Origin of the sequence: Paenibacillus alkaliterrae (genome assembly GCF_021532375.1) — a bacterium.
GTDB classification, from domain to species: Bacteria; Bacillota; Bacilli; order Paenibacillales; family Paenibacillaceae; genus Pristimantibacillus; species Pristimantibacillus alkaliterrae.
On record NZ_JAKGAP010000013.1, the window covers coordinates 116,643 to 139,683 of the forward strand.

Consider the following 23,041-nt stretch of genomic DNA (forward strand, 5'->3'; position numbering starts at 1 on the left):
TTATTGATGCGGTATGCGCCACTTGACGCGTATATCGGTGCGTTCGTCCCAGGCGGTTCCGCGGCGGGCCGCTTCGAGCAGCGGCTCGATATACGGCGCTAGCGCCGGATAGCTGGGGGCGGAGGCGAGGGACGACGCCACCCCGTTCAGGCAGCCGGCCAGCTCCGAGCGATCGCCGGCATAGTAGGCTGAGACATACCGCTCATCCAGAGCAGGTATGTAGGGCAAGGTCATCGCTTCGCGGGCGCAGAGGAGCGCCAGCGCGAAGACCGCTTTGGCCGCTGCCGGGGAGATGAGCCAGCTCGGCAGCGTCCGGTACTCGAACCCGCCATGCGGCTGCTGGCGGAAGTCCCCGAGCGTTCCGTATCGGGGACGGCGGGCCCGCCCGGCGGGGTCCTCCACCAGCGCGAGCGGGAAAGCCGCGTAGCTGTCGAGGAGGCGGAGCAAGCGGCTGGTAAGCGGCGCTCCGCTCAGGTGGATGTGCCCGCCGAGCGCCAGCCCCGGCACAGGCATCGCTCCTGCGGCCCAGCGCAAAGCGGGGTCGCGGATGCGGTCGGCGGCGCGCAGCAGCAGCCGCCGCACGTTCGCGGCGAGCGTGGCCGGGTCCTCGGCCGGCTCGGGCCGCAGTTCGGCGACGGGGTACAGCAGCCGCCGCCCGACAAGCACGGCGTCGGCTCCCGCGGCCCCGCCTACGCCAGCGCCAAAAAACCGCGACGCCGCCGCCACCTTGCCGGCCGGCGTCACAAGCACAAACTCCGGATCGGCGCCGATCAGAAGCCGCCGATCCGCCGTCTCCGCTCCCGCCGCCGCATGCCACGCGGCGAATCGCCTCAAAGAAACCGCCTCCAGCCTCGTATCCCTCAGCTTCGGCCAAGCCGCGCGGACGGCTGTTCGCCCGTCTCCGCCCAGCGCGACCTCGGCCTCGCCGATATCGAGGCCAAGCGCATAAAGCGCTTGCGCCGCAGTGCGCGCCACCCGCCGCAAAGCCGGATCCTCCGGCAGGCGGCCGATACTCCTATCGGCCGAAAGCGAACCACTCCCTATTGCTCCTTCCAGTTCGTTTAACTGCCCTCTGCCCGACACATCGATGCGAACCATTTCCACCGGCTCCAAATGGACGATGCTGACGCGATACAGCCGCTCGCTTTCAAGAGGCGATCCGCCGCTTAATCCCGCCCGCACCCAGATCCGCCGCTTCTCCTCGCCGTCCATCCGCGCCGCGAGGCTGCCGTTTACATTCAAAATCCATGCGCCGGCAAAGCGGACACTATCGATCGGACGCATATCCGACCAAGCCAGCACGGCGTCGCCCGGATCTACTGCAGTCCAAGGACGCGCCGAAAGCGGCTGTCCGTTCCTCTCGCCCGACGTGTGAACCTGCTTCCCTGTACTTGAAATTTGTTCCAGCCGGTCGTAGCTGCCGCGCCAAATCCACGTTGAAGCCATCCTGCTTCCCGTCCTTTGTCCTATTCTAGTACCACGAGAGTGCTGTTCCGCCGGTCATCAGCTAAACGCAGGTACTTGCCTTTCCAATTTTATTGCCAAATAAAAAAAAGGAGGGCTTTCGCCCTCGAATTTGCCGCTTGCGCAGCATATGATACCTTGACAGCAAAGCTTCCCGGCTTGCTTACAGCTCGTCGTCCAGCAGATCCGGATCCAAATCCTCATAATCGTTATCGCCGAGGCTGAACTCCAAATCCTTGCCGTCCAGGTCGCCGCAACCGCCTGGAAGAACTGCAACGCAAACCTTAGTCTCGGCGACCAGCTCCACCGCAAACTCACGCTCCACACGGATCACAACTCCCGAACCGTTCGAAGAAATATTCGCTTCGATACAATTCGGCTCCTGAATCACATCGGCAGACACTTCCACCGTAGAAGGCCGATGCTTCGGATCTACATAGGAGAGGTTAACATGCTCGACGTAATGGACGGATTCCTTAGCCACGTCCGTTTGCGAGTTTTTGCTGTACGAATACCAAATGTTGATATCGTAAGTACCGATTACCTCAATGCCGTCGCCCGAACGGACCGCTTCATACTGATGGTTGATAATCCATGCTCCCAGAATGCTGGTCGGCTGATGAGGCGGCGTTACGGTATGGGTTACAGTGGAAAACTTACGACCTTTTCCGCAGACAGCTTTCGTAATAATTTCTCTGTACTGGAGCTGTTTATCTGCAATAGTCATTGATTTAACCTCCTCCATACAATCATTCATTTAAAGTGTATGCAGGACATTCGTCTAGGGTGACTGTTTCTTTTTCCGAAACGAATTTTTTCCCTCTATATTCTATGGCTGAAGATCGGACGAAATGACTTTTCTTTTTTTCAGCCGCTTCGCGATGCCAAGATACCTCTCCAATTCGTGCAAAAGCATATGAAGCGCGGCGCGAACCTCGAATTCATCACGCGTTTTCGGGAGCTCCATCGTCCGAAACAGCTGTGCCAGCTCATAGAGCCGCTCTTCCACGGAGCCTTGGTATACATCCGATTTCACATCGCTGGGCAGCTGCTCAAGCAGCTCCGCAATCATGGCTGCCTGCGGAAACTTCTCGTAGACGAACGCCAGCTCCACGAGCATCTGCTGGACCGATTCCAACTGCTGACGCCTCATTTCGAAGTAAGTCGACCAATACTGCTCCTGCCCCCATAACCGGTTTTCTCGATTGCGCACGGAACGCTGCGCGCCTTCTTCTATCGCCTGGTGAGCCTCCAGTATTTCGCTGCCGTTCCATACATGCGACGGATTACGCAGCGTGATCGCCATTTCTTTGAAAATAACGCCAAAGCTACGCTCGATCGCCTCGCGGTAATAGGTCAGCCGATGCTCATCCTTCGGCATGTAAATGATATTGACGATCGTCGCCCAGCCTAGTCCGGCGAGCAGGAGCATAACCTCATTACCAATAACATGGGTGGTCACTTCAGCGCTGTCGAACAAATGAAAGACGATAACCGAGCTCGTGACGATGCCGTCCTTCAACTGAAAGCGGGACAATACCGGGAATGTAATGAGAATGAATACGGCGACCGCCCAAATGTGAAAGCCGAATACGGTGAAAATTAACGATGCGAAAAAAAGTCCAAGCACCGAAGCGATGAAACGAACGAAGGCGCTTTTCAGCCCTTTCATCCTCGTTACTTCAACGCCTAAGATAGCCAGGATGCCGGCGCCGAGCGGCGGCTCCAGTCCGAAATATACAGCAGTGTAAATGGCTGCGATAGCTGCTAGTGCTGTTTTAATAATACGAATGCCCATGTAATAACCTCGCGCAGGGTAAGATTTATTTCTTCATCCTACCGCTCGCGCCAGCCTGCCGTCAACCGTCTCTCAAGCGCGGCTACGAGCTGATACATAACCGTCGCAACCGCTGCAATGACGACAAGACTTGACAATACAAGCGTAAAGTTGAATACCTGAAAGCCATAAATGATCAAGTAGCCGAGTCCAAGATTCGCCACGAGAAACTCGCCCACAATGACGCCGATCCATGCCAGCCCGACATTGACCTTTAGCGTCGAGATGATGACGGGGAATGATCCCGGCAAAATAACGAACCGAAACAATTGAGAGCGCGATGCCCCGAACAGCCGCACGACCTTGATATAGCCGCTGTCGATTTCCCGAAATCGGTTATATATATTTAAAGTCGTAATAATAACCGTGACCGATAAGGTAATCGCCACGATCGACATGAAGCCGGGGCCGAGGCCTACGATGAAGATTGGACCTAAAGCTACCTTTGGCATGCTGTTTAATACGACTAAGTAAGGATCGAATACGCGCGATAGGAAAGGAAACCACCATAGCGCCGCTGCGATCGCCGTTCCAAGCAGCGTCCCCAGCACAAAGCCTACCACCGTTTCAGATACCGTTATGACGATATGGGGCCAGAGCGAGCCGTCAGCCATTGTCTTCCATAATTGATTAAACATTTTAGACGGGTAGCTGAACAATAAAGGATCGATCCATTTATTTCTTCCCGCAGCTTCCCACAGGCTTACGAATAACAGAAGCAATACGACTTGGGTCGTTATAACAGCTGCCGTTATCAGGCGCTTGCGCGCCTTGAACCGGACATGCAGCTCATTCATCCAGTCGCGGCGGTCCTCTTGAATGCCGGAAACAGCCGCGAGCTCTTGCTCAGCCTCCATGCCCGATACGACTGCGGTCTCGCGCCCCACTTGGCCGGGCGGCCTCTGCTCATTGCGGTCATCCATCGCTTCCGCCCCCTTCATCGTCCTCCGCATCAAGCTCCGCCCACAACTGCTCGAACAGCTCCTGAAAACCAGGATGCTTGCGAGCAGCCATCGGAGTTGCCCTTCGAATACCCTCAGATATTTCCAGCTCGCGCCGAATGCGGCCCGGATTTCGTCCTAACACGATCACGCGATCGCTCATCGCAGCCGCTTCCGCTAAATCATGCGTGACAAGCACGGCTGTCTTGCCAAGCCGTTTAAGCATTTGATGCACCAAATCCTCCAATTGAAGCTTGATATGCAAATCAAGCGCAGAGAACGGCTCATCGAGCAGGAGCACCTCCGGCTCTGTCGCCAATGTTCTTGCGAGCGCGACGCGCTGCCGCATGCCTCCCGACAGCTCATGGGGATAACGGCTGCCCGCGCCTGGAAGTCCGACCTCTTCAAGCAGCGCATCCACAGCTTCGAGTGCACGCGCGTTTTTGCCTCCGCTTATTTCAAGTCCCACGGCAGCATTATCTCGTATCGTGCGCCAGGGAAACAAATAATCCTGCTGCAGCATATAGCCTACCTTGGGCGAGGGTGCTGTCACCTGCTCGCCATTCAGCAGAACCTGCCCTTTCGTTGGGGGAAACAGGCCGGCAAGCAGGCTCAGCACCGTCGTTTTTCCGCATCCGCTAGGACCGACCAGGCTAATAAATTCCCCGCGCGATACCGCAAGCTCAATCTTCTCGATTGCGAGCGAGGCTCCTTTCTCGTTCACATAAACATGTGATAATTGCTGCAGCTCAAGCACTGGTTGTTGCTTCATGCCTAAGCCCCCATTTCCTGCCTCCACGGTTATTTCAACGCTTCGATTGCTTTCTCGGCAAAGCTGGTATTTACGATCTCGCTATGCTCCGTCCGATTCTCCAACTCGCCTGCTGTCGTCATGACATCTAGCAGATTGTTCCATTCCGCTTCGTCAATGATCGGATCCGTAGCGAATGATCCTTGCTGCTTATATCGGTCTATAGAGCTGATCAAAATATCGAGATCAACATTTTCGAAATACGGCAGCACCGCGTCCGCAATCGCTTCTGCGTTGTTGCTGTCCACCCATAGCTGCGCTTTATGGACGGCATTCGTAAAGGCTTGAACCGTTTTTTCATTCTTGTTGATAAAGCTTTGCTTTGCCATAAATACGGTATAAGGCAGATGGCCGCTTTCAGTGCCAAAAGATGCGACGACACGGCCTTTGCCTTCCTTCTCGAAGATCGATGCCGTTGGCTCGAACAACTGCACATAATCCCCTGTACCTGAAGCGAAAGCGGCGGCAATGTTGGCAAAATCAACGTTTTGAATAAGCTCGAGATCAGCCTGCGGATCGATGCCCTTCTTTTTCAGAGCAAATTCGCCTGCCATTTGCGGCATTCCGCCTTTTCTTTGTCCGAGAAATACGCTCCCTTTCAAAGCATTCCAATCAAAGCCGTCGTCTGCCTCTCTCGCCACCAGAAAAGTGCCGTCGGTTTGCGTTACCTGCGCGAAATTAATGATCGGATCATCCGAGCCCTGCTGATGTACATAAATCGACGTCTCGGAGCCTACAAGCGCAACATCGATCACATTGGACAGCAGCGCTGTCATCGTTTTGTCGCCGCCCGGCGTCGTCGTCAATTCCACCTCCAAGCCTTCCTCCTCGAAGAAGCCTTTCGCCATGGCCACATACTCCGGAGCATAAAATAACGACCGCGTTACCTCACCGATCCGAATTTTCACCTTCTCCGAATCTCCCTTGCCGCAGCCTGCCAGCACGGCAGTCGTGACAAGCGCCGCTGCAAGCAGCAGCGACAAGAAAATACGTCTTTTCATTTTGGGTCCCTCCTGCGCGTTTTGCGTTTAATAGATGTACTCCAACCTATGCGTCACCGGCATGGGCGGTGAATGGATGCACAAAAAGAAGGCTGCCCGCATAACGTCGCAAGACGCGCGGACAGCCTTCCGATCAATACACGCTCGGTTAGCCTTCGAACTCTACAGCTTATAAATATCTTTATACTTGTTCGTGAGATACGTGACCAAATGCTGTGGATCAAGCGGCTTACCGGTTACATGCTGAATAAGCTCTGACGGAGTTCTCAGCTTGCCGTATTTGTAAATGCGCTCCGTCAGCCACTGCTTGATCGGAAGCAGGTTCCCGCTTTCGACGAATGACCAGAAGCCCTCCAGCTCGCGCTCCATCGTGTCCGATATTTGCGCGGCGTACATGTTTCCAAGCGAGTATGACGGGAAATAACCGAAGGCTCCTCCCGACCAATGCACGTCCTGCAGCACGCCCTCCGTATCATTTGGCGGCGTCACCCCTAAATACTCTTTGTATTTATCGTTCCAAAGCGCGGGCAAATCCGACGCCTTCGCGCCTTCATTGAAAATCAGCTTTTCCATCTCATAACGAATAATGATATGCAAATTATACGTAAGCTCGTCTGCTTCAATCCGTATGAGGGACGGCTGAACGACGTTATTTCCTCGATAGAACTGATCGACAGTAACGTCCAGCTGACCCGGGAAGCGCTTCTGCAGCTCGCCGAAATAACGATTCCAGAACGGCCTGCTGCGGCCAATTACATTTTCCCAGAAGCGGGATTGGGATTCGTGTATGCCCATGGACGTTCCTGTGCACAGCGTCGTCCCGATAAGCTCCTCCATAATATTTTGCTCGTATAGCGCATGACCGCCCTCATGAATCGTTCCGAACAGCGCGCTGGTCACGTCATCCTCTAAATAACGAGTCGTAATACGGACGTCGCCCGGGCTCAGGCCTGTCGCAAACGGATGAACGCTTTCATCCAGGCGGCCCGCCTCAAAGCTGTACCCCATTTGCTCCAATATGTATAAGCTGAAATCCTTTTGAGAAGCCTTATTGTACTTTTGCCGCAAAAAAGACGTATCCGGCTGATGCGGCGAGCCCGCGATCGCGGCAGCAAGCGGTACGAGCTGCGAACGTAAGCCGCCGAATACGCGATCCAGCTCGGCCACCGTCATGCCTGGCTCATACTGGTCCAGCAGCGTATCATAACGGGTTGCTTTCGCCCCCCACAGATCGATAAATTGATTCGTATAGGCAATGACCTTTTCCAAATAAGGCTGGAAGCCTGCATAGTCATTGCTCTCCTTCGCTTCCTCCCATTTCGATTCCGACTGTGAGGCCAGGACGACGTATTCCTGATAGAGCTTAGGCGGAATTTTGACGCTGCGGTCGTATTCCTTGCGTGTCTCCGTCACGAGCCGCTGCTCGATTTCCGTTAAGCCGGAATAGACGGAGCTTTCTTCTAACGTCGACAGCCATTCACCAAGCTCCGGGGAGGTTGACAGCTTAAACATATCGCCAGACAAAGCGCCAATGACTTCTGATCTCGTATCCATGCCCTTGCGAGGCGCGCCTGTGCGCAAATCCCAATAAAGGACGCCAAGCGCCTCCTCATAGCTCTTTATTTTACGAATAGTTTCGGTGAAGCTTTGCAGCGCTCCGTGATGTTTGGTTGTCATAGATATTCCGCCCTTCTATCTCGAATAAGATAACATTCCATTCTTTGGAACTTAACTTGATCTTACTTATTTCAGTCCTTATAATCAACTTAAACCTGCTGGACTTGCAAGAGTAACAGATAGAAAGAGAGGATACTCGTATGCATATTACCTTTTCGAATTGTGCCGTAGAGCGGCTGTCGCCTTATCTCAGTGATGGAACAAAACAGTTAAAGCTGCTTCATGATACAGAAGGCTGCGGCTGTGTCGTAAGCGGGGTGCCGGCGCTGCAACTCATAATGGAATCATCGGTGGACGACAAGCTGGCGCATGGAGAGCCTTTTCCCTTCTACTACGAGCCGCGCCATGAAGTCTATTACGAACCGAGATTGCGCGTCGATTATGATCCGCAGCGCAGCTGCTTTAGCCTGAAGAGCGATAGTCAAATTTATACTCTTCACCTTCGGTTCTTAAGCTAATCGATTCGTTGTTTAATCATTACGAGGAGGAAGTGCACCGTGAACAAGCTCGACGATATTTTAACTTTTAACAAGTAATTCGTGCAAAGCCGTGAGTATGAGAAATACTCCACAAGCAAGTTTCCAGACAAACGTATGGTCATCGTTACCTGTATGGACACACGATTAACGGAAATGCTGCCAAAAGAGATGAATCTTAAAAACGGCGACGCCAAAATTATTAAAAATGCAGGCTCGTGACAGCGTTTTGAATAGCGTAAGTATCATAAAAAACCATCCATTGTAGCCCGCGAATATTGTTATCCATGGATTAATCATTGATCCCGATACAGGGGAACTGGAACTCGCGGATTGCTCGCCGAGCATAACCTAAATTGAAGGAAGCGTTCCGGCATTAAACCATGCCGTCGCGCTCCCTTTTTTTCGCCTCATACGCCGCCAGCCTTGCCGCAATGACGTCGGTCCGGTCACGCAGCTTATGCCGCTGAATGATCGAAGCATCCTCAATCGGACTTGGCTTTCCCCACTCCCATCCGCGCTCAGCGCATTCGGCCAGACAGCGAGACCATAATTCATCGTTAATAATGTTCAAATCGATATCGGCATAGTCCGTATGGCTGTCATCCCTTAATGCAGCCAATCTTTGCGACAGTTGCTCCAGCAAGCTTTTCTTTTCGATACCCAGTGACTCTAAAGGAGAATCCGTCAGACGACGCTCCGTTTGTTCGAGCATTTTCAAAGCGCCCCTCTTATTGCCTCGCCGTTCATGATAGAGTCCGACTGCAAGCTGTATGAAGCCTACCCATGTATCCGCCAGCCCATCGCCGGGATGCTCCTTCCAATACTCTTCGAGCAGCTCATGGCATTCAAAATAATCCCTTGAAGCATGAAATTCAACCAAATAGGACACATAGGCATTAGGAAAAGTTATCATTTTCTTCCTCCGACCCGCTTATATTTTCATAAATAATAACCAAGACTAATATATTAAATGAAACCTTTGTTTATCTTAGCCGTATTTTATATGGTTAGCAATGCTTATACTAAGCAAATCAGGAGGAGAAAGAACTGATGAAAAAAGGATTCATGGTTATGCTGGCGTTAGCTCTATTCTTCACATTGGGGTTCGGTCAGTATGCCGATGCAAAACCGCGGGGCGGCATTAAATCTCCAAAGCAAGGCGTAACGCAATCACCGAAGAAGGATGAGAACACGAGCCAGACAAATCCCGGTACCCAAGCAGGTACAACCGCAGGCGCGACTAAACCTGGATTTTTCAGCGGGGGCGGTTTGATGAAGGGCTTAATGATCGGCGGCTTGGCCGGCCTTATGTTCGGCAGCTTATTCGCGGGCATGGGAGCATTCGGTGAAATTCTCGGTCTCATGATTAACCTGCTTGCCATCTTCGCGGTTATCATGCTCATTCGCGTAGCATTCGTTTATCTGCGCAACAAGCGCAACCCGCCAGATCATCGGAGACCCAACTAATCGTGCGGATTTATACGGATGAGATTATTAATGCCATCTGTCTCCACATGGCCGATCGCAGAGGCGTTAAACCGACGGACGTGGAAGCGCAGCTTTCATGGGAGGAAGAATACGGCTTTACCGCTGAGGTTTGGGTAAATGGCCGCAGTCAATATATCATTGAAGCCAATATACTAGAAGCAATCGAGCAATATATGTTTCAGCAATACAATCGCCGGGTATTCCGCTCCAGCATAACACTGGATGCAGATGAGGATTTTTGGGCGGATATTGCAGATTAATAATAGGTAAGCATTCTGATGCTGTTTCTTATCCGGACGATAAGATGGCTGAAGGATGCTTTTTTTAATGCCTATTTCCTCGTTTGAAGCACTCCTAATATTTACTAGTCAAAAGATAAACGTTTTCGAGCAACCTCCTCTCTCTTCTTGCGTCTAATAGAAGATTACGAGAGGAGTGTGGTAGAGAAACCTATGAGAACGAAAATAATCGCGGCACTGATGCTTTTATTTTTCCTCCAAACGGTTATGGCGGGAACATCCGGCATTTCAGATGCGGCAGCCGGACAGATGACCAAATATCGCGTCTATCAGAATGACAAAGCTTTACAAGAATTTACGACGGAGGCGCAAGCGATCGCCTACGCCAAAAAATTCGGCTACAGCCATGTGGAGACAATAGCCGGACGCACTTGGATATGGGACAACTTCCCGCGCTACAAGGTTTATCAGAACGGCTTATCTAACGCAAAATGGGAGTTTAGGACATACGAGCAAGCTTTGTCCGTCGCCAAGAAGCACATTAACGTACATATTCGCGATCTCGAAAATATCGGCTGGCAGTTCCAAAGCTACGCGAAGTTCAGGCTTTACCAGGGTGACCTTACACTCCCGAATTGGTCCTTCCTCACATTGGATGCCGCAAAGCAGGAAGCTAAAAAATGGGCCAATGCACACATTATCGATTTATCATCCAATAAATGGGTATGGGGGAATTTAACCTCCGAGCAAACGAAAGCGCAGCGCGCTGCGAAGCCCGTCTATCAAATAACGGTCGATGGACTGCCAGTGCAGGAGAAGGACAAGCTTCATTCCTTCCTTTTCGATGCCATTCAAGCTTCCGCAGCGTTTAAAGGCAGCGAGGTCAAGAATACAGCGACTGGAAAGGTTGTTCATTCCAACGTTCCCGCTTATTCGGTTGTACAGAACGAAAAAGTTGCCGGCTCCTTCGTCAATCTGGACGCTGCCCTTCAGCTAGCCAAGAAGACGCCGTATTCCGAGGTCATGCATAGCGGCACCGTACTATGGTCCGGCATCCCATATCTGACCGTTTATCAAGGCGACAAGAAACTGAAAACCTTTCATACTCGCGCAAGCGCGGTTGCCTATGCGAAATACTATGCAAATAGCAGCGTGCGCCAAGAAGGCGGACGCGTCATCTGGAGCAATTCGAAGAGCCTCGTCTATTTGGCCTGGAATGGCAGCGCCACCAGCGAGACCGTGCTGAGCCATGTGGCCAATACACAGGGCTTATCGATTGATTCACCAACCTGGTTTGAATTAGCCGCTGCCGACGGCACAATCAATGATACATCAGACAAAATGATTGTTACCAAGTTCAAGGAGCAGGGCATACAAGTAATGCCGCTTGTTCACAATCAATTCGATCGTAAAATGACAAGCGAATTTTTAAAAAACAACGCGGCTCAGAAGCTCTTTATTAACACGCTTGCAGCTCGACTCGCCGAGCTCGGTGTTCCTGGCGTCAATCTTGACTTCGAGGAAGTAGCGGGCAGCGACCGCGGGGCCTATACCGCCTTCGTGACTGCGCTTGCGAAAGCCGTACATGCTAAAGGCATGAAGCTGTCGATTGATCTTCCGCGAGGAAGCGTTAACTGGAATCATCTTACGGCCTATGACCATGCAGCGCTTGCCTCCATAGTAGATACCGTTATTATTATGGCCTATGATGAGCATTGGAGCGGAAGCGATATTCCCGGACCGGTCGCTGGTTTAAAATGGACGGAGGAAGGCGTAAAGCAATTTCTGAACTACGGCATACCTCGGAGTAAGCTCATGCTTGGTATCCCCTTCTACGTCAGAGAATGGAAGCTGGACAGTACGGGCAAGCTGGTCGGGAATCGTGCCATCTTCATGAAGGAGATTCCTAAATTAATCGCGGATACGAAGGCCAAAGGGGTTCACGATTCTGCTTCCGGACAAATGAAGTACACCTATGTGAAGGACGGCTTCACTTATCAATTTTGGGCTGAAACCGAGAATACAATCAAAGCCCGCATCCAAATTGCGAAAGCTTACGACCTTGCAGGCGTAGCCGCATGGCGTCTCGGCTATGAAAGCTCGGACTTGTGGACCATGATGCTCAGAATGAAATAAGAGCTGGAATCCCCGCTCTCCCGGTGAAGGAGAACGGGGATTTTTTTGCGCAAAAAAACCGCTGACAGCTTGCGCTGAGCAGTCTCATCGCAAATCCCTTATATCATCGACTTAACGGTTGTACCGCCGGTAATCGAATAATAACCTTAGTCCCTTTGTCAAGCTCGCTTTCAATCGATATTTCTCCGTTCATCGCTAATGATTCGAATGGAAACCAATAGTCCCAGCCCCTTGTCCGTATCATAGTATAATAACATATAATTTATATTCATATCATTACTATTTTGATTTTATTATTCGGAAGGAATTAGTCGTTCTATGACGAATATTTAGGTATAAAGAATTATCTTGTCGTAATACATAGGACTCATCGTGATAAGGAACCTTCTCTCTCTTATAGGTCTCCAGTCTAACCATTGTTTCTTCCAAGCTCAAAGCTGCTCCATATCGGGGAGCGGCTTCTTGTTTTCATTCTCTAGCAAAGGAAGTCGTCGCCTATGCCCAAAATCGAACAACTGATTATACAAAACGATTTTTATCATGTATTTCAACCCATATATTCATTCCCCGGAAAGAGAGTTCTCGGTTACGAGGCACTCATTCGCAGTAAGTCCAATATGGTTCCTGATATGCTATTCCAGCACGCCATGGAGCAGAACAAGCTGTTCGAGATGGATTCATTTTCGATCCTGCAGGCGATTTCAACTTATTTCGGTACTCAGCGTTCTTCCGAACTTCGTGTTTTGTTTATCAACATCTTTCCGTCGACGTTGGTTTCGCCATTATTCATCGGATTCCTCGAAACCCTGGCCATACAATATGAACCTTACAGAACACAGATCGTATTTGAAATCAATGAATCCATTATCGAAGGCGTTTTATGGAAAAGCGCTTCTTTCAGGGATGCGATCCGGATGATGCGTGAACTGAATTTCTTGATAGCTTTTGACGATGTAGGGGAAGGAACAGCTTCGTTTCGGAATATACTGGACATCTCACCGGACTTCATCAAGATCGACCGGTTCTTTTCTGCAGACCTGTGTACAACGGAGAAGAAACAAAAAGTTGTCGCGCTGTTTGTCGAATACTGCAGGGATGAGTCCGGCCTTATTTTGGAAGGGATTGAAAATGAGGAGGACTTGGCTGTCGCGTTGTCCTTGGGAATCAAGATGGGACAAGGGTACTTATTAGGTAAGCCAAATCCGTTAACATAGATGATAAAATTTGCGGTCTCACCCACACATGAAGGAGAAATCAAGGTGCAGGATAAAGAAAAGATGTATTACTCCAGGAAGGCAACGCTCTCTTTAAAGATCTCGGAATTTGAAGTACCGCCTATGCAGGATTTATTAATTATCGGCAAAAAAGCGCCAATCGGTCCGGAAGCGGTGAAACGAATGGCACAGGCACTCTCTCCGGAGCAATTTACGATCGTCAAATTGGAGCATGCCAAAATTGAAGCCGTATTAATCCGAAACTCCCTCTTTCAGATGTTGGATGAAAAAGTGTTGATGCAAATTATTCTTGAGGAAGCGGATCGGCTGATCAGTGACAACATGGTTCTCCGCTCCGAGCTGAAAATATCGGTATCGGTTCAGAGGGAGGTGGAGTTGTAATGAAAGTGAAGGATTTCATGGCATCCCCGGTTTATACCGTTTCATCAGAACGAAGCGTCCAGTACGTTTCCGACTTGATGAATGAACTGAAAGTCGGCTCGCTAGTCGTCATGGATTACGGAATGACCGTAGGGATTATTACGTCCCGAGATATCCGTTCTTCACATCCCAATCGCATTGTCGCCGATGCGATGACCCCTATCCCGATCAGCACTTCGCCTGACCAATTTGCCTGGGACGCTCTGGAAACGATGGAACAACATCGTATTGAACGGTTGCTTGTCGTCCAAGAGGAACAAGTGCTCGGAATCGTGACCCGAGAAGCATTGCACATCAAGCTGAGTCAAATCCTTGACCCGCTTACCGGGTTGTACCGCGCACCCTATATCCAACAAATCGGTGAGCATTTTCTCAATCATCGCCAATACTTTGAACTGCTTTTTATTGACCTCAACAATTTCGGTAAGATCAATAAGGAGTACGGTCATCCTATGGGGGATGATATTCTTATCGAATATTCCAACCGCTTGCGAGCATTGACGAATGAACGCGATTATGTGTGCAGATATGCAGGAGATGAGTTTGTCGTCATTACACGCAGCATGGAGAACGATGCGATGCGTCTGGCAGATTCTCTATCCCAACTCACCGTTCTTCATAACATCAATATGTCTGCATCGGTCGGACTAGCAAACAGCAGGCTTGTTCCTGATTTTTTTGCGCTCTCTTTTCGAGACCTGATAAGTAAAGCCAGCCTTTTATCAACATCCTTGAAGCAAAGCTCTGCTTCATAAAGACCCCTCTCTGGTTTATAATTTGCAATTTATATTGTTTACACTCTTCCAGAGTTATATCAATGAATATGACTCTGCCCTGCTATTTGGCCTCTAATAATCGGTTGAGAAAGCTCTCGAGATATATAAGTAACAAGCGATCCGCAACCTATTGGTACGCTAAATTTTCTGACCAACTAGAATCATCCGCGGAGAAGTCGCTGCACAATATTCCGAGCCTGAATAGTCTCCATATACTTGATCCACGACGAGGGAGGTGTCATGCAGCATTCACTATTAATGCACAAAGGCGGTAAGTCTACTGGTGTTATACGTGGTTATTGACCTAAATCATCAGTTGCGGGATGTGCTTCACCACCCAGTCAAATAACTTGTCAGTCACAGCGGATTCATGTGGAACTACTCCTTTGGAATGCCTTCGGCTGATGCGCCCGAAGCAACGAAATGTTGATGGAACGAATAAACGAGATGCTCCTCCAGCTTTTGTCCTTCTACATGCTTGCGTACTAGTTCTCTTCCGGTTTCCGGCGTGATATCCTTGTACCAGACTCCCTCAGGATAGGCGATCACCACACAAGCATCTACGCAACGTCCATTGCAGCGTGTGCGTGTCGTGTGAATCCTTTTGTCAGCCCCAAGCTTTGCTATTTCTTCCCGGATTGCCTGTGTCACTTCCTCTCCGTGGCGCTTCATACAGCTGCCGCCGTTACATATGAGCAAGTGACACCGGGTATCTTGCAAATTCCAAGTCGTCATGAAGCGTCTCCTCCTCTTCCTTTTTGACAGATAAAGGTCTGAGACCTATAATAACAATTAAATCGTAACATTTACGATTATAAACGCTAACTGCAGCATATACAAGGAGAATCACCATGATTTTTTCAAACCTGCCTTATTCCTTACCCAATAAAGCGGAGCGGCTCATTTTATTGCCTGACGATCAGCCTGCTTATGTTGATGCCTAGGGCATCACATGAGCAGTTTGACCGAGCAACTGGATGAATACCGCCGTAAAGGCTGGACGAGGAATCCATCCATCAGCATGATGCCATAGCTAAGCTAGCGATTAATAAATTGTAAGGAGAGATCATTCAAATGAGCAAAGTTCCGGTCATTATACTTAGCGGGTTTCTGGGAAGCGGCAAAACGACGCTGCTCCTTCGACTCCTTCACGAAGCAAACCGTCACCAGCTTAAACCGGCAATCCTGATGAATGAATTGGGGCAATACGATGTGGATGGCGGGACCATTCATACCGATTTACCGGGAGCGTCTATAGAAAAGCTGCTTGATGGCTGTATCTGCTGCAGCAAAAAGGTGGAGGTAGCGCAGTCTGTGCGCCGACTTCTCGACCAGCAGCCTGATCTTCTTTTCATCGAGCTTACCGGGGTTGCAAACCCCGAGGAGGTAGCCGACGCATTAACGGAACCATATCTCCTGAACCGTGTGGAGCTAAAGCATATCGTAACCGTACTTGATGCTGAATGGGTGCTCGACTATAACAGCATTTTTAATACAGATCGCCAGCTGGTTCATACGCTGCGACGTCAGATGGAAGTAGCCGACACCGTTCTCATCAATAAGACAGATCTGGTTCCCTCCTCACACCTGCCCAAAATCGAAAAAGCGGTAAAGAAGCAAAACAGTTCGGCCGCTATTCATTTCACCAAACATAGCGAAATGAATATGGAAGGCGTCTTTGCTGGTTTGCAGCCCATCGTCCTCAGCGCACCAGTCGTAAAAAGAAGTTTCAAAGTCATCGGATCTGTGCGTAAACAAGAGCATACGGCGAATCATCATCACGAGCATGAAGGAACGGAGAAATCGTTTAGCAGGGTTCAAACATTAACCTTGCCCCTGGCAGAAAATACCCCAATTACATTGAAGCAGGTTGAGCGATTTCTGAAGCAATGGGGTGGACAGTTGCTGCGAGCCAAGGGGTACCTGACCTTATCCAATTCTGACGGCAGCGACAACCGACTCGTCCAGTTTGCCGGGAGTCGAATCAGTTGGCAACCGACCGAGTATGAAGGATCTTCTTACCTCGTCCTTATCGGTATCGATCTCGATCGGGAGCAAATGGAGCAGGAATGGGCCAAGCTTGCAAATTAACGGTTGGATCTATAAACCAACAAGGAAAATGACATGGCTTTTCGCTTCGGAAGCTCAAGGCAGCTTTTTATGAACTTTACTTTGTGGTAAGAAAAAACGATCCGGGAGGCTTTCAGCCACCGGATCGTTTTTAACACTTTTCATTTTTTGTGATTGGAGATTGCACGGAAGATCGCCCATTTCGGGAAAAGGTTCGGGCATATTGGCGAACCCAAGGTATGATCCACTAATCCCCGCCGAACCGGACATATGCTCTTACACCTTTCAAGCAGACATAGAGGGACGAATAGATTTAGCCAAAATACCATGCTTTGGTGAGCATAAGAAGCTGATCATAAATACAATACCTGTCGAAAATGCCATAGATCCGGATATCGAGGTATCCAGCCAAGCTGCAATATAGTAACCCATAATAGCAGATAGAACACCGAACGAACCACTGAGCAGCAACATGATCGACAGCCGATCCGTCCATAGATAAGCGGCTGCCGCCGGGGTAATCAGCATTGCAACTACCATAATCGCGCCAACAGCATCAAATGCAGCCACGGTCGTAACTGAAACAAGAGACATAAACACATAATGCATCAGAAGGACCGGAATGCCTAGACTTGCTGCCAACGCAGGATCGAAGGAGGTAATTTTCCATTCCTTATAAAACGCAAGAATAGTCACCAGCACCACAAGCAATACCAGAAACAGTATAAAAACGGCTTCCGGGATAGCTCCGACCCAAGGAAGTTCTATTTTTTCCCACGGTATAAACGTGATCTCACCCATCAATGTATGCTTAACATCTAGATGAACATTTCCTACTTCTGTAGCAATCAGCACCACACCAACCGCAAACAGCGTAGTAAACACAACGCCTATTGACGCTTCCTGCTGTACACCCCGCGAGTGAAACCACTGAACAAGTACAGCGGTCAGCAATCCGGCAGCAATAGCGCCTATCAGCATATGCACACCGCCTAGTTCGCGGGTGACGAGGAAAGCGACCACAATACCGATCAGCACCGTGTGGCTAATTGCATCAGCCATCATCGCCATTCTCCGCAAAATCAATAACACGCCGATAAATCCGCAAGACAGTCCAACCAGAGAAGCCGTAAGTAAAATCCAGCCTGTGTAGCTCATATTATCATCCCCTCTCCAGCACGCTTTGATTGGACAGCTGTTGTCCAAGCTGTTTCTTCTGCGCACGCTGTTGCAGGAACATCAACAACAGCCCTTTGCGCAATCCGAATGCCAGGGAAACCATAAACAAGGAGGAGGCGGCAATGACGATGAACGGCCCCGTCGGCCACCCTTTGCCAAACGTGCTGATCAGTGTGCCTGCCATCCCGGCTCCTCCGCCAAACAAGGCAGACAATACGACCATCCATTTGAAAGAATTCGTCCAATATCGCGCACTAACGGCGGGGATAATAAGGAGTGCTGCCATGAGAATAACACCCACTGCCTGTATGCCAATCACAATGACAAGCACCAGTATCGCCAGGTAGACACTATTCATCCATCGACTCGAGAGACCGAGACCTTTGGCGAAATGAGGGTCAAACAAAAACAACTTCCATTCCTTGAAGGCAATGATGGCAACAAACAGAACCAGCAGAGCCAGACCCGTCATCGTGAAGACATCCTTGCGAACCATGGAAGCCGCCTGCCCGAAGATGAAGCTATCCAACCCGCTTTGACTGGCTCCGGCCATACGGCCCACAAACGTAAGCAGCATGATGCCAAGCCCGAAAAATACGGACAATACGATTCCCATCGCTGCATCTTCCTTGACACGACTGGAGGAGCGAATCCATTGGATCAGCAGGGCGCCAAGCAATGCGCTTGCAGCAGCCCCCGCAATCATTACCGGCAAATTTTTGACGCCCAAAATCGCGAATCCAATAACAACCCCCGGCAATGCCGCATGGGATAAAGCGTCACTCATCAGGCTTTGTCGTTTCCAATAAGCGAAACAACCCATGATGCCTGCAGCCATACCTAAAATCAACATGCTGAGCAGCACCCATTGCGCGTTGTGAGATAATAGATTGGTCATCCGGATTTCTCCCCCATCCATCGGAGTGAGCCGCCGTAGGTTCGGAATATATTCTCTTTAGTGAAGATTTCATTCGTTGAACCATTCGCCACTACTGTTCGGTTCAGAAGCAATACATGATCAAAGTAATCTTCGACCGTCTGAAGGTCGTGATGGACGACCATGACGGTTCTGCCATTGCTTTTCAATGTCTTCAACGTGTCCATAATCGCCCGTTCTGTTGCGGCATCCACGCCAGCCAGCGGTTCATCCAAAAAATACAAATCAGCGTCCTGGACCAGCGCACGGGCGAGAAACACCCGCTGCTGCTGTCCGCCGGAAAGCTGGCTGATTTGTCGTCCGGCATAATCAGCCATTCCCATTTTGTCCAGCGCATTCATCGCCTTCTCCCGATGAATGCGTTTCGGCCATCTTAACCAACCAATCTGGCCGTATAATCCCATCATGACAACATCCAGCGCATTCGTTGGAAAATCCCAGTCCACCGAACCGCGCTGCGGTACGTACCCGACCCTGGACTTCACTTTATAATACGTTGAGTCAAAGTAAGAGACTGAGCCGGAGAGTTTGGGGTGCAGATCCAACATCACTTTTAGGAGCGTAGATTTCCCTGCGCCATTAGGCCCAACAATACTAGTCAATGTTCCTGGATTTACATCAAAGTTTACGTCGTCTAACACCTTGTTTTTTTGATACGATGCGGATAATCCGTTCACGCTCAGCGCAGGAAGCATGTTACTCACCTTTTCCGCTCAAAGCTTTAAAAATCGTGTCTACATTATGGCGGTACATGCCGAGATAAGTACCTTCCTTTGTTCCGGCATCTCCCATTGCATCCGAGTACAGCTCGCCGCCCAGTTTAACATTGAGGCCTTTCTTCTTCGCGCCTTCGATCACAGCATTTATCGATGCGGGATTGATGCTGCTTTCCACAAACACCGCAGGAACCTTGTATTTCACCAATGTATTAATCGTATCATCGATATCAGATAGTCCGATTTCATCCTCTGTGCTCAATCCCTGCAGGCCAACCACTTGAATGTCCTGCATTCGACCGAAATAACCAAACGCATCGTGCGCTGTAACCAGTACTCTCTTCTCATTCGGGATTTGTGTCAATTTCTCTTTCGCTTCTTTTTTCAACTTATCCAGTTCCTCAAAGTATTTCTTCTTGTTGGCTTCAAAGTAAGCGGCATCGTCCTTCGAAACCTTTTTCAACTCTTCAGTTGCTGTTCCAAGAGCCTGTTTCCACAAATCGATATCGAACCATACATGCGGATCCGTTGCTCCCTCTTCATCATTCAGCAGCTTATCGTTTGAGATGGCTTCCCCTATAGCGAGTACCGGCTTGTTCTTGCCGATTTCTTCAAACACCTTAACCATGTTCGCCTCAAGGTTCAGCCCGCTGTAAAAGATAACATCGCCGTTCTCAAGCTTCTGGATGTCCCCTTGTGTCGCATTGTACAAATGCGGGTCGATGCCTGGTCCCATCAGGCTTTGAACATTGACCCGGTCGCCTCCAATGACGGAAATCGGATCTGCGATTTGTGCAATCGTCGTCACGACGTTAATTTTCTCCCCTAATGTCTTGTTATCCGAGTTTTCTTGATTGGAAGTACACGCAGAGATCACCAATGATAAAGCCAACACTAACGCACTTACGAAAAATCCCGTTTTCTTGTACAACCTTTTCTCCACTTCTTCTCCTCCTGTTTTTTAACACTTTTTTTGTCATGCAACAAACATCCGAAACCTGTACAACAACAAAAGTTTTTCCCCAATGCAAAACTTATAGCTAAATACAAAAATAATTGGAATCGCCCATTTTGTCAAGCGTTTTTCGAACTTCTTTTTTCCGGGCTTGTACATATAAACCGTGGTTGCCCTCTCCATCGGACTTCAATTTCACTATTTGACAGTATCAATAAGACGTTTTATAATTTTATTTGTAATAATTACGATTTATAACAAAAATCAAAATACATATTTTGAGGAGTGAGTTTCATGTCTAATGTAGAAAATGCAGACAATCGAGTACCTGTTTCCGTCAGTGGCTTCGGGAGCACGGTACTGATACGTTTCGCTGCAAAGGCATCTTGAATATCAAAGGGGTGAAGCAGCGTATTGTGTTTCAGGGCATTCACATGCTGTTTAGTTCGACACCAGATCGTGACTGGAGACCGGGTGAGGCGAGAAATAGCGAAATTGTCATTATCGGTCGAAATTTGGATCAGGTATGGTTCCAAGTGCAGTTCTCCCGATACGCGGTTGATACCGCGGCCCAAATCAATTAAAGGAAGGAGCGCCTGCCATGTCATTGGTTGAAGATCACCGGCGTCAAGCTCCCGCTTCTGTTCGCTGCATGATTATCACCGTGTCCGACACGAGAACGCCGGACACGGATACAAGCGGGAATGTGATCAAAGAGCTGCTTGAGCAAGCTGGCGGCTTTGAAATTGCAGGTTACTGTATTGTGAAGGATGAGTATGCTCAAATTCAAGCACTCATTCGAGAAGCCGCAAACGGGGATTCGGTCGAAGCCCTCCTAATCAACGGTGGTACGGGAATTGCCAAACGTGATACGACCTTTGAAGCCGTTCGAGACGTGCTCGACAAAGAAATGCCCGGCTTTGGCGAAATTTTCCGCTATCTCAGCTTTGTTGAGGATATCGGCTCGGCTGCGATTCTCAGCCGAGCCGTAGCCGGTGTATGCAACGTTCCATATTCATATAATCTTCGTCCCACACTTCCATTTTATAAATATGCCAGGTTCCTCTCATTTTCATTATATTAAACCCCTTTCCTACATCCATTACTGTTTCACAGCTCTACCGTTCGGATCTCCTCCATCAACGATCGAAACCTGCGATCATGAAAAACAAATCCATTTGACAATGTAAGCCAGCGGTGTTAACCCTCCTTCTCATAAAGTGCCACGTTCAAAATCCGGGACAGGACGGATGAATTACAATTCTATTCAGAAGGATGGTGAACAGGAGAGCACAGCTGATGTATAAAACTGAAACCAGAAAGAAAAACGAGTTATCAAAGACCTTGACAATTCCGACCTTTGTTGTAGCTTTTGTCAAAACTCTCCGAGGCTGAGGATGCCATAAAAACGGGGGATGAGTGGAAATCACTTGATGACCTCCGAAATGCATTGGAGGGTTAATGACTGGCTACCTATAAGCTCAGAATCAATCCAATGGCGATCTCGGATATCCATTCTTGAACCAGGTAGCGTACCTTGGCAAATTAGGCTAACATCATTCCGTAACAAACACCCAATCCAAAGTTAATGGCCATGCATAACCTACATTGTACTCGAGACGTAAGGAGGTGCATTTCATAATGTCTAGTTACGTAGGTGGTGCTTTCAACAACACAGGCTCAATTTTGGTCTTGTTCATTTTATTGGTAATTATCGTTTGTAGCTGCGGTGTCTTCGGCGGTTACGGAAAAGTCTGCTAATCGAATCTCTGCGACGTAACCTCCGTACGTCAACTCCTAAAAAATATGAATGAATATTAACAAGCAGAATTTCATGGGTTTATGCAAAAATAAGCCGTTCTATCCACGATTTGTGGAGAAGGACGGCTTATCGCATGTTTCCCCTTCCATTCGCTGAGCGTCGTGCCGTATCCGCCGCTCGGGATGAAATCCGCGAACACTTTGTAGTCTCCGCCCGACGGAAATTTTGTTTGTACCGTAAAAGTCCCGTTTCCCTTGAATTCGGGATGGATGTGATTAAAGAAGGAGAGATCATGATTGACCACGAGGATCGACGCTTGATCGTGCATTTGTGTGTTATTTCATCAATTTGTTTATCGTCGTCATAAGTTCCGTCAATACTTCAGTATCGCCTTCTTGGATCCGTTCGATGACACAACTCCTCATATGATGTTCCAGCAAAAGCTTTCCTACGCCATTCAACGCCGATTGTATAGAAGCGATTTGATTCAGAACATCGTCACAATAGGTGTCCTTTTCAATTAATCCTTTAATACCGCGAACTTGACCTTCAATTCGGTTCAACCGGTTGATCAAATTGTTTTTCACTTTATCCGAATGATGGCTCTTTCTTCCTTCACCTTCATGCGAGCAGCAACCTTCCTCATGATCCATTGTTTGATCCAACATTTCCGATTCTACGCTCATTCGATTCGCCTCCCTTACCATATATTATTATTATACTCCCATACCCTATTCAAAACAAATAATAGTGCATAAATCGCCTTTGTAAAAAAAGCATAGGCCATCCGCTTTCTGGCGAATGGCCGCAAAGTAAATCTAACTAGGAGTCTGTCCGACGGATAGAGTTTTTGAGTTACCTACTGCAGGATGACCATTGTGGTTGCCAGTTTGTGTAATATTTTGAGTCAATGGATCG

Annotated in this window: 26 protein-coding genes and 1 pseudogene; 10 read left to right on the forward strand and 17 right to left on the reverse strand. The window is 49.2% G+C overall.

Annotated elements, in window-relative coordinates:
• The 7 genes from L1N85_RS07710 to L1N85_RS07740 form a co-directional block, all read right to left on the reverse strand.
• Positions 1-1,446: a putative amidoligase domain-containing protein gene (locus L1N85_RS07710; RefSeq protein ID WP_235236772.1), complete on the reverse strand. Its 1,446-nt coding sequence runs from the start codon at positions 1,444-1,446 to the stop codon at positions 1-3.
• A gap of 181 nt (positions 1,447-1,627) precedes the next feature.
• Entirely contained in the window at positions 1,628-2,191 is a 564-nt protein-coding gene (locus L1N85_RS07715; protein ID WP_235236774.1) for an outer spore coat protein CotE, read from the reverse strand.
• A 102-nt stretch (positions 2,192-2,293) separates the two neighbouring features.
• Positions 2,294-3,262 (reverse strand): aromatic acid exporter family protein, encoded by a 969-nt coding sequence (locus L1N85_RS07720; protein WP_235236776.1) that lies wholly within the window; start codon positions 3,260-3,262, stop codon positions 2,294-2,296.
• A 38-nt stretch (positions 3,263-3,300) separates the two neighbouring features.
• Positions 3,301-4,158, reverse strand: coding sequence for an ABC transporter permease (locus L1N85_RS07725; protein WP_235236854.1), 858 nt, complete (start codon positions 4,156-4,158; stop codon positions 3,301-3,303).
• 58 nt (positions 4,159-4,216) lie between these two features.
• Positions 4,217-5,014, reverse strand: a complete 798-nt coding sequence (locus L1N85_RS07730; protein WP_235236778.1) for an ABC transporter ATP-binding protein — start codon at positions 5,012-5,014, stop codon at positions 4,217-4,219.
• Positions 5,015-5,043: 29 nt separating this feature from the next.
• Positions 5,044-6,054 carry an ABC transporter substrate-binding protein gene (locus L1N85_RS07735; protein ID WP_235236780.1) on the reverse strand — a complete coding sequence of 337 codons (1,011 nt, stop codon included), beginning with the start codon at positions 6,052-6,054 and terminating at the stop codon, positions 5,044-5,046.
• Between the two features lie 162 nt (positions 6,055-6,216).
• Positions 6,217-7,731, reverse strand: coding sequence for a carboxypeptidase M32 (locus L1N85_RS07740; protein ID WP_235236782.1), 1,515 nt, complete (start codon positions 7,729-7,731; stop codon positions 6,217-6,219).
• Between the two features lie 140 nt (positions 7,732-7,871).
• Here L1N85_RS07740 and L1N85_RS07745 point away from each other — a divergent pair, with 140 nt between their 5' ends.
• Positions 7,872-8,189 (forward strand): iron-sulfur cluster biosynthesis family protein, encoded by a 318-nt coding sequence (locus L1N85_RS07745; protein ID WP_235236784.1) that lies wholly within the window; start codon positions 7,872-7,874, stop codon positions 8,187-8,189.
• Positions 8,190-8,270: 81 nt separating this feature from the next.
• Positions 8,271-8,426 (forward strand): annotated as a pseudogene (locus L1N85_RS27855) (carbonic anhydrase); the annotation flags it as partial.
• A 157-nt stretch (positions 8,427-8,583) separates the two neighbouring features.
• On the opposite strand, the gene L1N85_RS07755 reads toward L1N85_RS27855, so the two are convergent.
• Positions 8,584-9,123: a DUF309 domain-containing protein gene (locus tag L1N85_RS07755; protein ID WP_235236786.1), complete on the reverse strand. Its 540-nt coding sequence runs from the start codon at positions 9,121-9,123 to the stop codon at positions 8,584-8,586.
• A gap of 137 nt (positions 9,124-9,260) precedes the next feature.
• Here L1N85_RS07755 and L1N85_RS07760 point away from each other — a divergent pair, with 137 nt between their 5' ends.
• The 6 genes from L1N85_RS07760 to L1N85_RS07785 all read left to right on the forward strand — a co-directional run bounded on the left by L1N85_RS07760 (position 9,261) and on the right by L1N85_RS07785 (position 14,483).
• On the forward strand, positions 9,261-9,677 hold the full coding sequence (locus L1N85_RS07760; RefSeq protein WP_235236788.1) for a hypothetical protein: 417 nt from the start codon (positions 9,261-9,263) through the stop codon (positions 9,675-9,677).
• A gap of 2 nt (positions 9,678-9,679) precedes the next feature.
• Entirely contained in the window at positions 9,680-9,958 is a 279-nt protein-coding gene (locus tag L1N85_RS07765) for a YxcD family protein (protein ID WP_235236790.1), read from the forward strand.
• Between the two features lie 192 nt (positions 9,959-10,150).
• Entirely contained in the window at positions 10,151-12,073 is a 1,923-nt protein-coding gene (locus L1N85_RS07770) for a glycosyl hydrolase family 18 protein (protein ID WP_235236793.1), read from the forward strand.
• Positions 12,074-12,570: 497 nt separating this feature from the next.
• Entirely contained in the window at positions 12,571-13,287 is a 717-nt protein-coding gene (locus L1N85_RS07775; protein WP_235236795.1) for an EAL domain-containing protein, read from the forward strand.
• Positions 13,288-13,332: 45 nt separating this feature from the next.
• On the forward strand, positions 13,333-13,689 hold the full coding sequence (locus L1N85_RS07780) for a hypothetical protein (protein ID WP_235236797.1): 357 nt from the start codon (positions 13,333-13,335) through the stop codon (positions 13,687-13,689).
• Positions 13,689-14,483, forward strand: a complete 795-nt coding sequence (locus L1N85_RS07785; RefSeq protein ID WP_235236799.1) for a diguanylate cyclase domain-containing protein — start codon at positions 13,689-13,691, stop codon at positions 14,481-14,483. Before L1N85_RS07780 ends, L1N85_RS07785 begins: the two co-directional genes overlap by 1 nt.
• 399 nt (positions 14,484-14,882) lie before the next feature.
• Here the strand turns inward: L1N85_RS07785 and L1N85_RS07790 are convergent, their stop codons facing one another.
• Complete coding sequence (locus L1N85_RS07790; protein ID WP_235236802.1) at positions 14,883-15,239, reverse strand: (2Fe-2S) ferredoxin domain-containing protein; 357 nt, start codon at positions 15,237-15,239, stop codon at positions 14,883-14,885.
• Between the two features lie 339 nt (positions 15,240-15,578).
• On the opposite strand from L1N85_RS07790, the gene L1N85_RS07795 reads away from it, so the two are divergent.
• On the forward strand, positions 15,579-16,595 hold the full coding sequence (locus L1N85_RS07795; RefSeq protein WP_235236806.1) for a CobW family GTP-binding protein: 1,017 nt from the start codon (positions 15,579-15,581) through the stop codon (positions 16,593-16,595).
• 54 nt (positions 16,596-16,649) lie between these two features.
• Here L1N85_RS07795 and L1N85_RS07800 read toward each other — a convergent pair whose 3' ends face one another.
• The 6 genes from L1N85_RS07800 to L1N85_RS28150 form a co-directional block, all read right to left on the reverse strand.
• Entirely contained in the window at positions 16,650-16,844 is a 195-nt protein-coding gene (locus L1N85_RS07800; RefSeq protein ID WP_235236809.1) for a hypothetical protein, read from the reverse strand.
• A gap of 15 nt (positions 16,845-16,859) precedes the next feature.
• A complete protein-coding gene (locus L1N85_RS07805; RefSeq protein WP_235236811.1) occupies positions 16,860-17,732 on the reverse strand; it encodes a metal ABC transporter permease in 873 nt (290 codons plus the stop codon).
• 4 nt (positions 17,733-17,736) lie between these two features.
• The gene (locus L1N85_RS07810) at positions 17,737-18,651 is read right to left on the reverse strand and encodes a metal ABC transporter permease (RefSeq protein ID WP_235236820.1); all 915 of its coding nucleotides are present in this window, start codon (positions 18,649-18,651) and stop codon (positions 17,737-17,739) included.
• Positions 18,648-19,385, reverse strand: a complete 738-nt coding sequence (locus tag L1N85_RS07815) for a metal ABC transporter ATP-binding protein (RefSeq protein ID WP_235236856.1) — start codon at positions 19,383-19,385, stop codon at positions 18,648-18,650. Before L1N85_RS07815 ends, L1N85_RS07810 begins: the two co-directional genes overlap by 4 nt.
• Position 19,386: 1 nt before the next feature.
• Positions 19,387-20,349: a metal ABC transporter solute-binding protein, Zn/Mn family gene (locus tag L1N85_RS07820; protein WP_235236822.1), complete on the reverse strand. Its 963-nt coding sequence runs from the start codon at positions 20,347-20,349 to the stop codon at positions 19,387-19,389.
• Between the two features lie 257 nt (positions 20,350-20,606).
• The gene (locus L1N85_RS28150) at positions 20,607-20,969 is read right to left on the reverse strand and encodes a hypothetical protein (protein WP_456238767.1); all 363 of its coding nucleotides are present in this window, start codon (positions 20,967-20,969) and stop codon (positions 20,607-20,609) included.
• Between L1N85_RS28150 and L1N85_RS07830 the strand changes: the two genes are divergently transcribed.
• Complete coding sequence (locus L1N85_RS07830) at positions 20,963-21,445, forward strand: MogA/MoaB family molybdenum cofactor biosynthesis protein (RefSeq protein ID WP_235236828.1); 483 nt, start codon at positions 20,963-20,965, stop codon at positions 21,443-21,445. The two genes, L1N85_RS28150 and L1N85_RS07830, sit on opposite strands and share 7 nt — an antisense overlap.
• A gap of 748 nt (positions 21,446-22,193) precedes the next feature.
• Here the strand turns inward: L1N85_RS07830 and L1N85_RS07835 are convergent.
• Both L1N85_RS07835 and L1N85_RS07840 read right to left on the reverse strand, forming a co-directional pair.
• On the reverse strand, positions 22,194-22,451 hold the full coding sequence (locus L1N85_RS07835; protein WP_235236830.1) for a hypothetical protein: 258 nt from the start codon (positions 22,449-22,451) through the stop codon (positions 22,194-22,196).
• A gap of 7 nt (positions 22,452-22,458) precedes the next feature.
• Entirely contained in the window at positions 22,459-22,809 is a 351-nt protein-coding gene (locus L1N85_RS07840; RefSeq protein ID WP_407946346.1) for a metal-sensitive transcriptional regulator, read from the reverse strand.
• Positions 22,810-23,041 lie beyond the last annotated feature (232 nt).

What these genes read in the sequence shown, in the direction of transcription:
- L1N85_RS07715 (WP_235236774.1), bottom strand. Translation starts at nt 2,191, where the DNA reads ATGACTATTGCAGATAAACAGCTCCAGTACAGAGAAATTATTACGAAA.
- L1N85_RS07835 (WP_235236830.1), bottom strand. Translation starts at nt 22,451, where the DNA reads ATGCACGATCAAGCGTCGATCCTCGTGGTCAATCATGATCTCTCCTTC.
- L1N85_RS07760 (WP_235236788.1), top strand. Translation starts at nt 9,261, where the DNA reads ATGAAAAAAGGATTCATGGTTATGCTGGCGTTAGCTCTATTCTTCACA.
- L1N85_RS07830 (WP_235236828.1), top strand. Translation starts at nt 20,963, where the DNA reads ATGTCATTGGTTGAAGATCACCGGCGTCAAGCTCCCGCTTCTGTTCGC.
- L1N85_RS07795 (WP_235236806.1), top strand. Translation starts at nt 15,579, where the DNA reads ATGAGCAAAGTTCCGGTCATTATACTTAGCGGGTTTCTGGGAAGCGGC.
- L1N85_RS07745 (WP_235236784.1), top strand. Translation starts at nt 7,872, where the DNA reads ATGCATATTACCTTTTCGAATTGTGCCGTAGAGCGGCTGTCGCCTTAT.
- L1N85_RS07785 (WP_235236799.1), top strand. Translation starts at nt 13,689, where the DNA reads ATGAAAGTGAAGGATTTCATGGCATCCCCGGTTTATACCGTTTCATCA.
- L1N85_RS07755 (WP_235236786.1), bottom strand. Translation starts at nt 9,123, where the DNA reads ATGATAACTTTTCCTAATGCCTATGTGTCCTATTTGGTTGAATTTCAT.
- L1N85_RS07790 (WP_235236802.1), bottom strand. Translation starts at nt 15,239, where the DNA reads ATGACGACTTGGAATTTGCAAGATACCCGGTGTCACTTGCTCATATGT.
- L1N85_RS07730 (WP_235236778.1), bottom strand. Translation starts at nt 5,014, where the DNA reads ATGAAGCAACAACCAGTGCTTGAGCTGCAGCAATTATCACATGTTTAT.
- L1N85_RS28150 (WP_456238767.1), bottom strand. Translation starts at nt 20,969, where the DNA reads ATGACATGGCAGGCGCTCCTTCCTTTAATTGATTTGGGCCGCGGTATC.
- L1N85_RS07710 (WP_235236772.1), bottom strand. Translation starts at nt 1,446, where the DNA reads ATGGCTTCAACGTGGATTTGGCGCGGCAGCTACGACCGGCTGGAACAA.
- L1N85_RS07775 (WP_235236795.1), top strand. Translation starts at nt 12,571, where the DNA reads ATGCCCAAAATCGAACAACTGATTATACAAAACGATTTTTATCATGTA.
- L1N85_RS07735 (WP_235236780.1), bottom strand. Translation starts at nt 6,054, where the DNA reads ATGAAAAGACGTATTTTCTTGTCGCTGCTGCTTGCAGCGGCGCTTGTC.
- L1N85_RS07815 (WP_235236856.1), bottom strand. Translation starts at nt 19,385, where the DNA reads ATGCTTCCTGCGCTGAGCGTGAACGGATTATCCGCATCGTATCAAAAA.
- L1N85_RS07725 (WP_235236854.1), bottom strand. Translation starts at nt 4,158, where the DNA reads ATGGAGGCTGAGCAAGAGCTCGCGGCTGTTTCCGGCATTCAAGAGGAC.
- L1N85_RS07770 (WP_235236793.1), top strand. Translation starts at nt 10,151, where the DNA reads ATGAGAACGAAAATAATCGCGGCACTGATGCTTTTATTTTTCCTCCAA.
- L1N85_RS07810 (WP_235236820.1), bottom strand. Translation starts at nt 18,651, where the DNA reads ATGACCAATCTATTATCTCACAACGCGCAATGGGTGCTGCTCAGCATG.
- L1N85_RS07740 (WP_235236782.1), bottom strand. Translation starts at nt 7,731, where the DNA reads ATGACAACCAAACATCACGGAGCGCTGCAAAGCTTCACCGAAACTATT.
- L1N85_RS07840 (WP_407946346.1), bottom strand. Translation starts at nt 22,809, where the DNA reads ATGAGCGTAGAATCGGAAATGTTGGATCAAACAATGGATCATGAGGAA.
- L1N85_RS07720 (WP_235236776.1), bottom strand. Translation starts at nt 3,262, where the DNA reads ATGGGCATTCGTATTATTAAAACAGCACTAGCAGCTATCGCAGCCATT.
- L1N85_RS07800 (WP_235236809.1), bottom strand. Translation starts at nt 16,844, where the DNA reads ATGTCCGGTTCGGCGGGGATTAGTGGATCATACCTTGGGTTCGCCAAT.
- L1N85_RS07805 (WP_235236811.1), bottom strand. Translation starts at nt 17,732, where the DNA reads ATGAGCTACACAGGCTGGATTTTACTTACGGCTTCTCTGGTTGGACTG.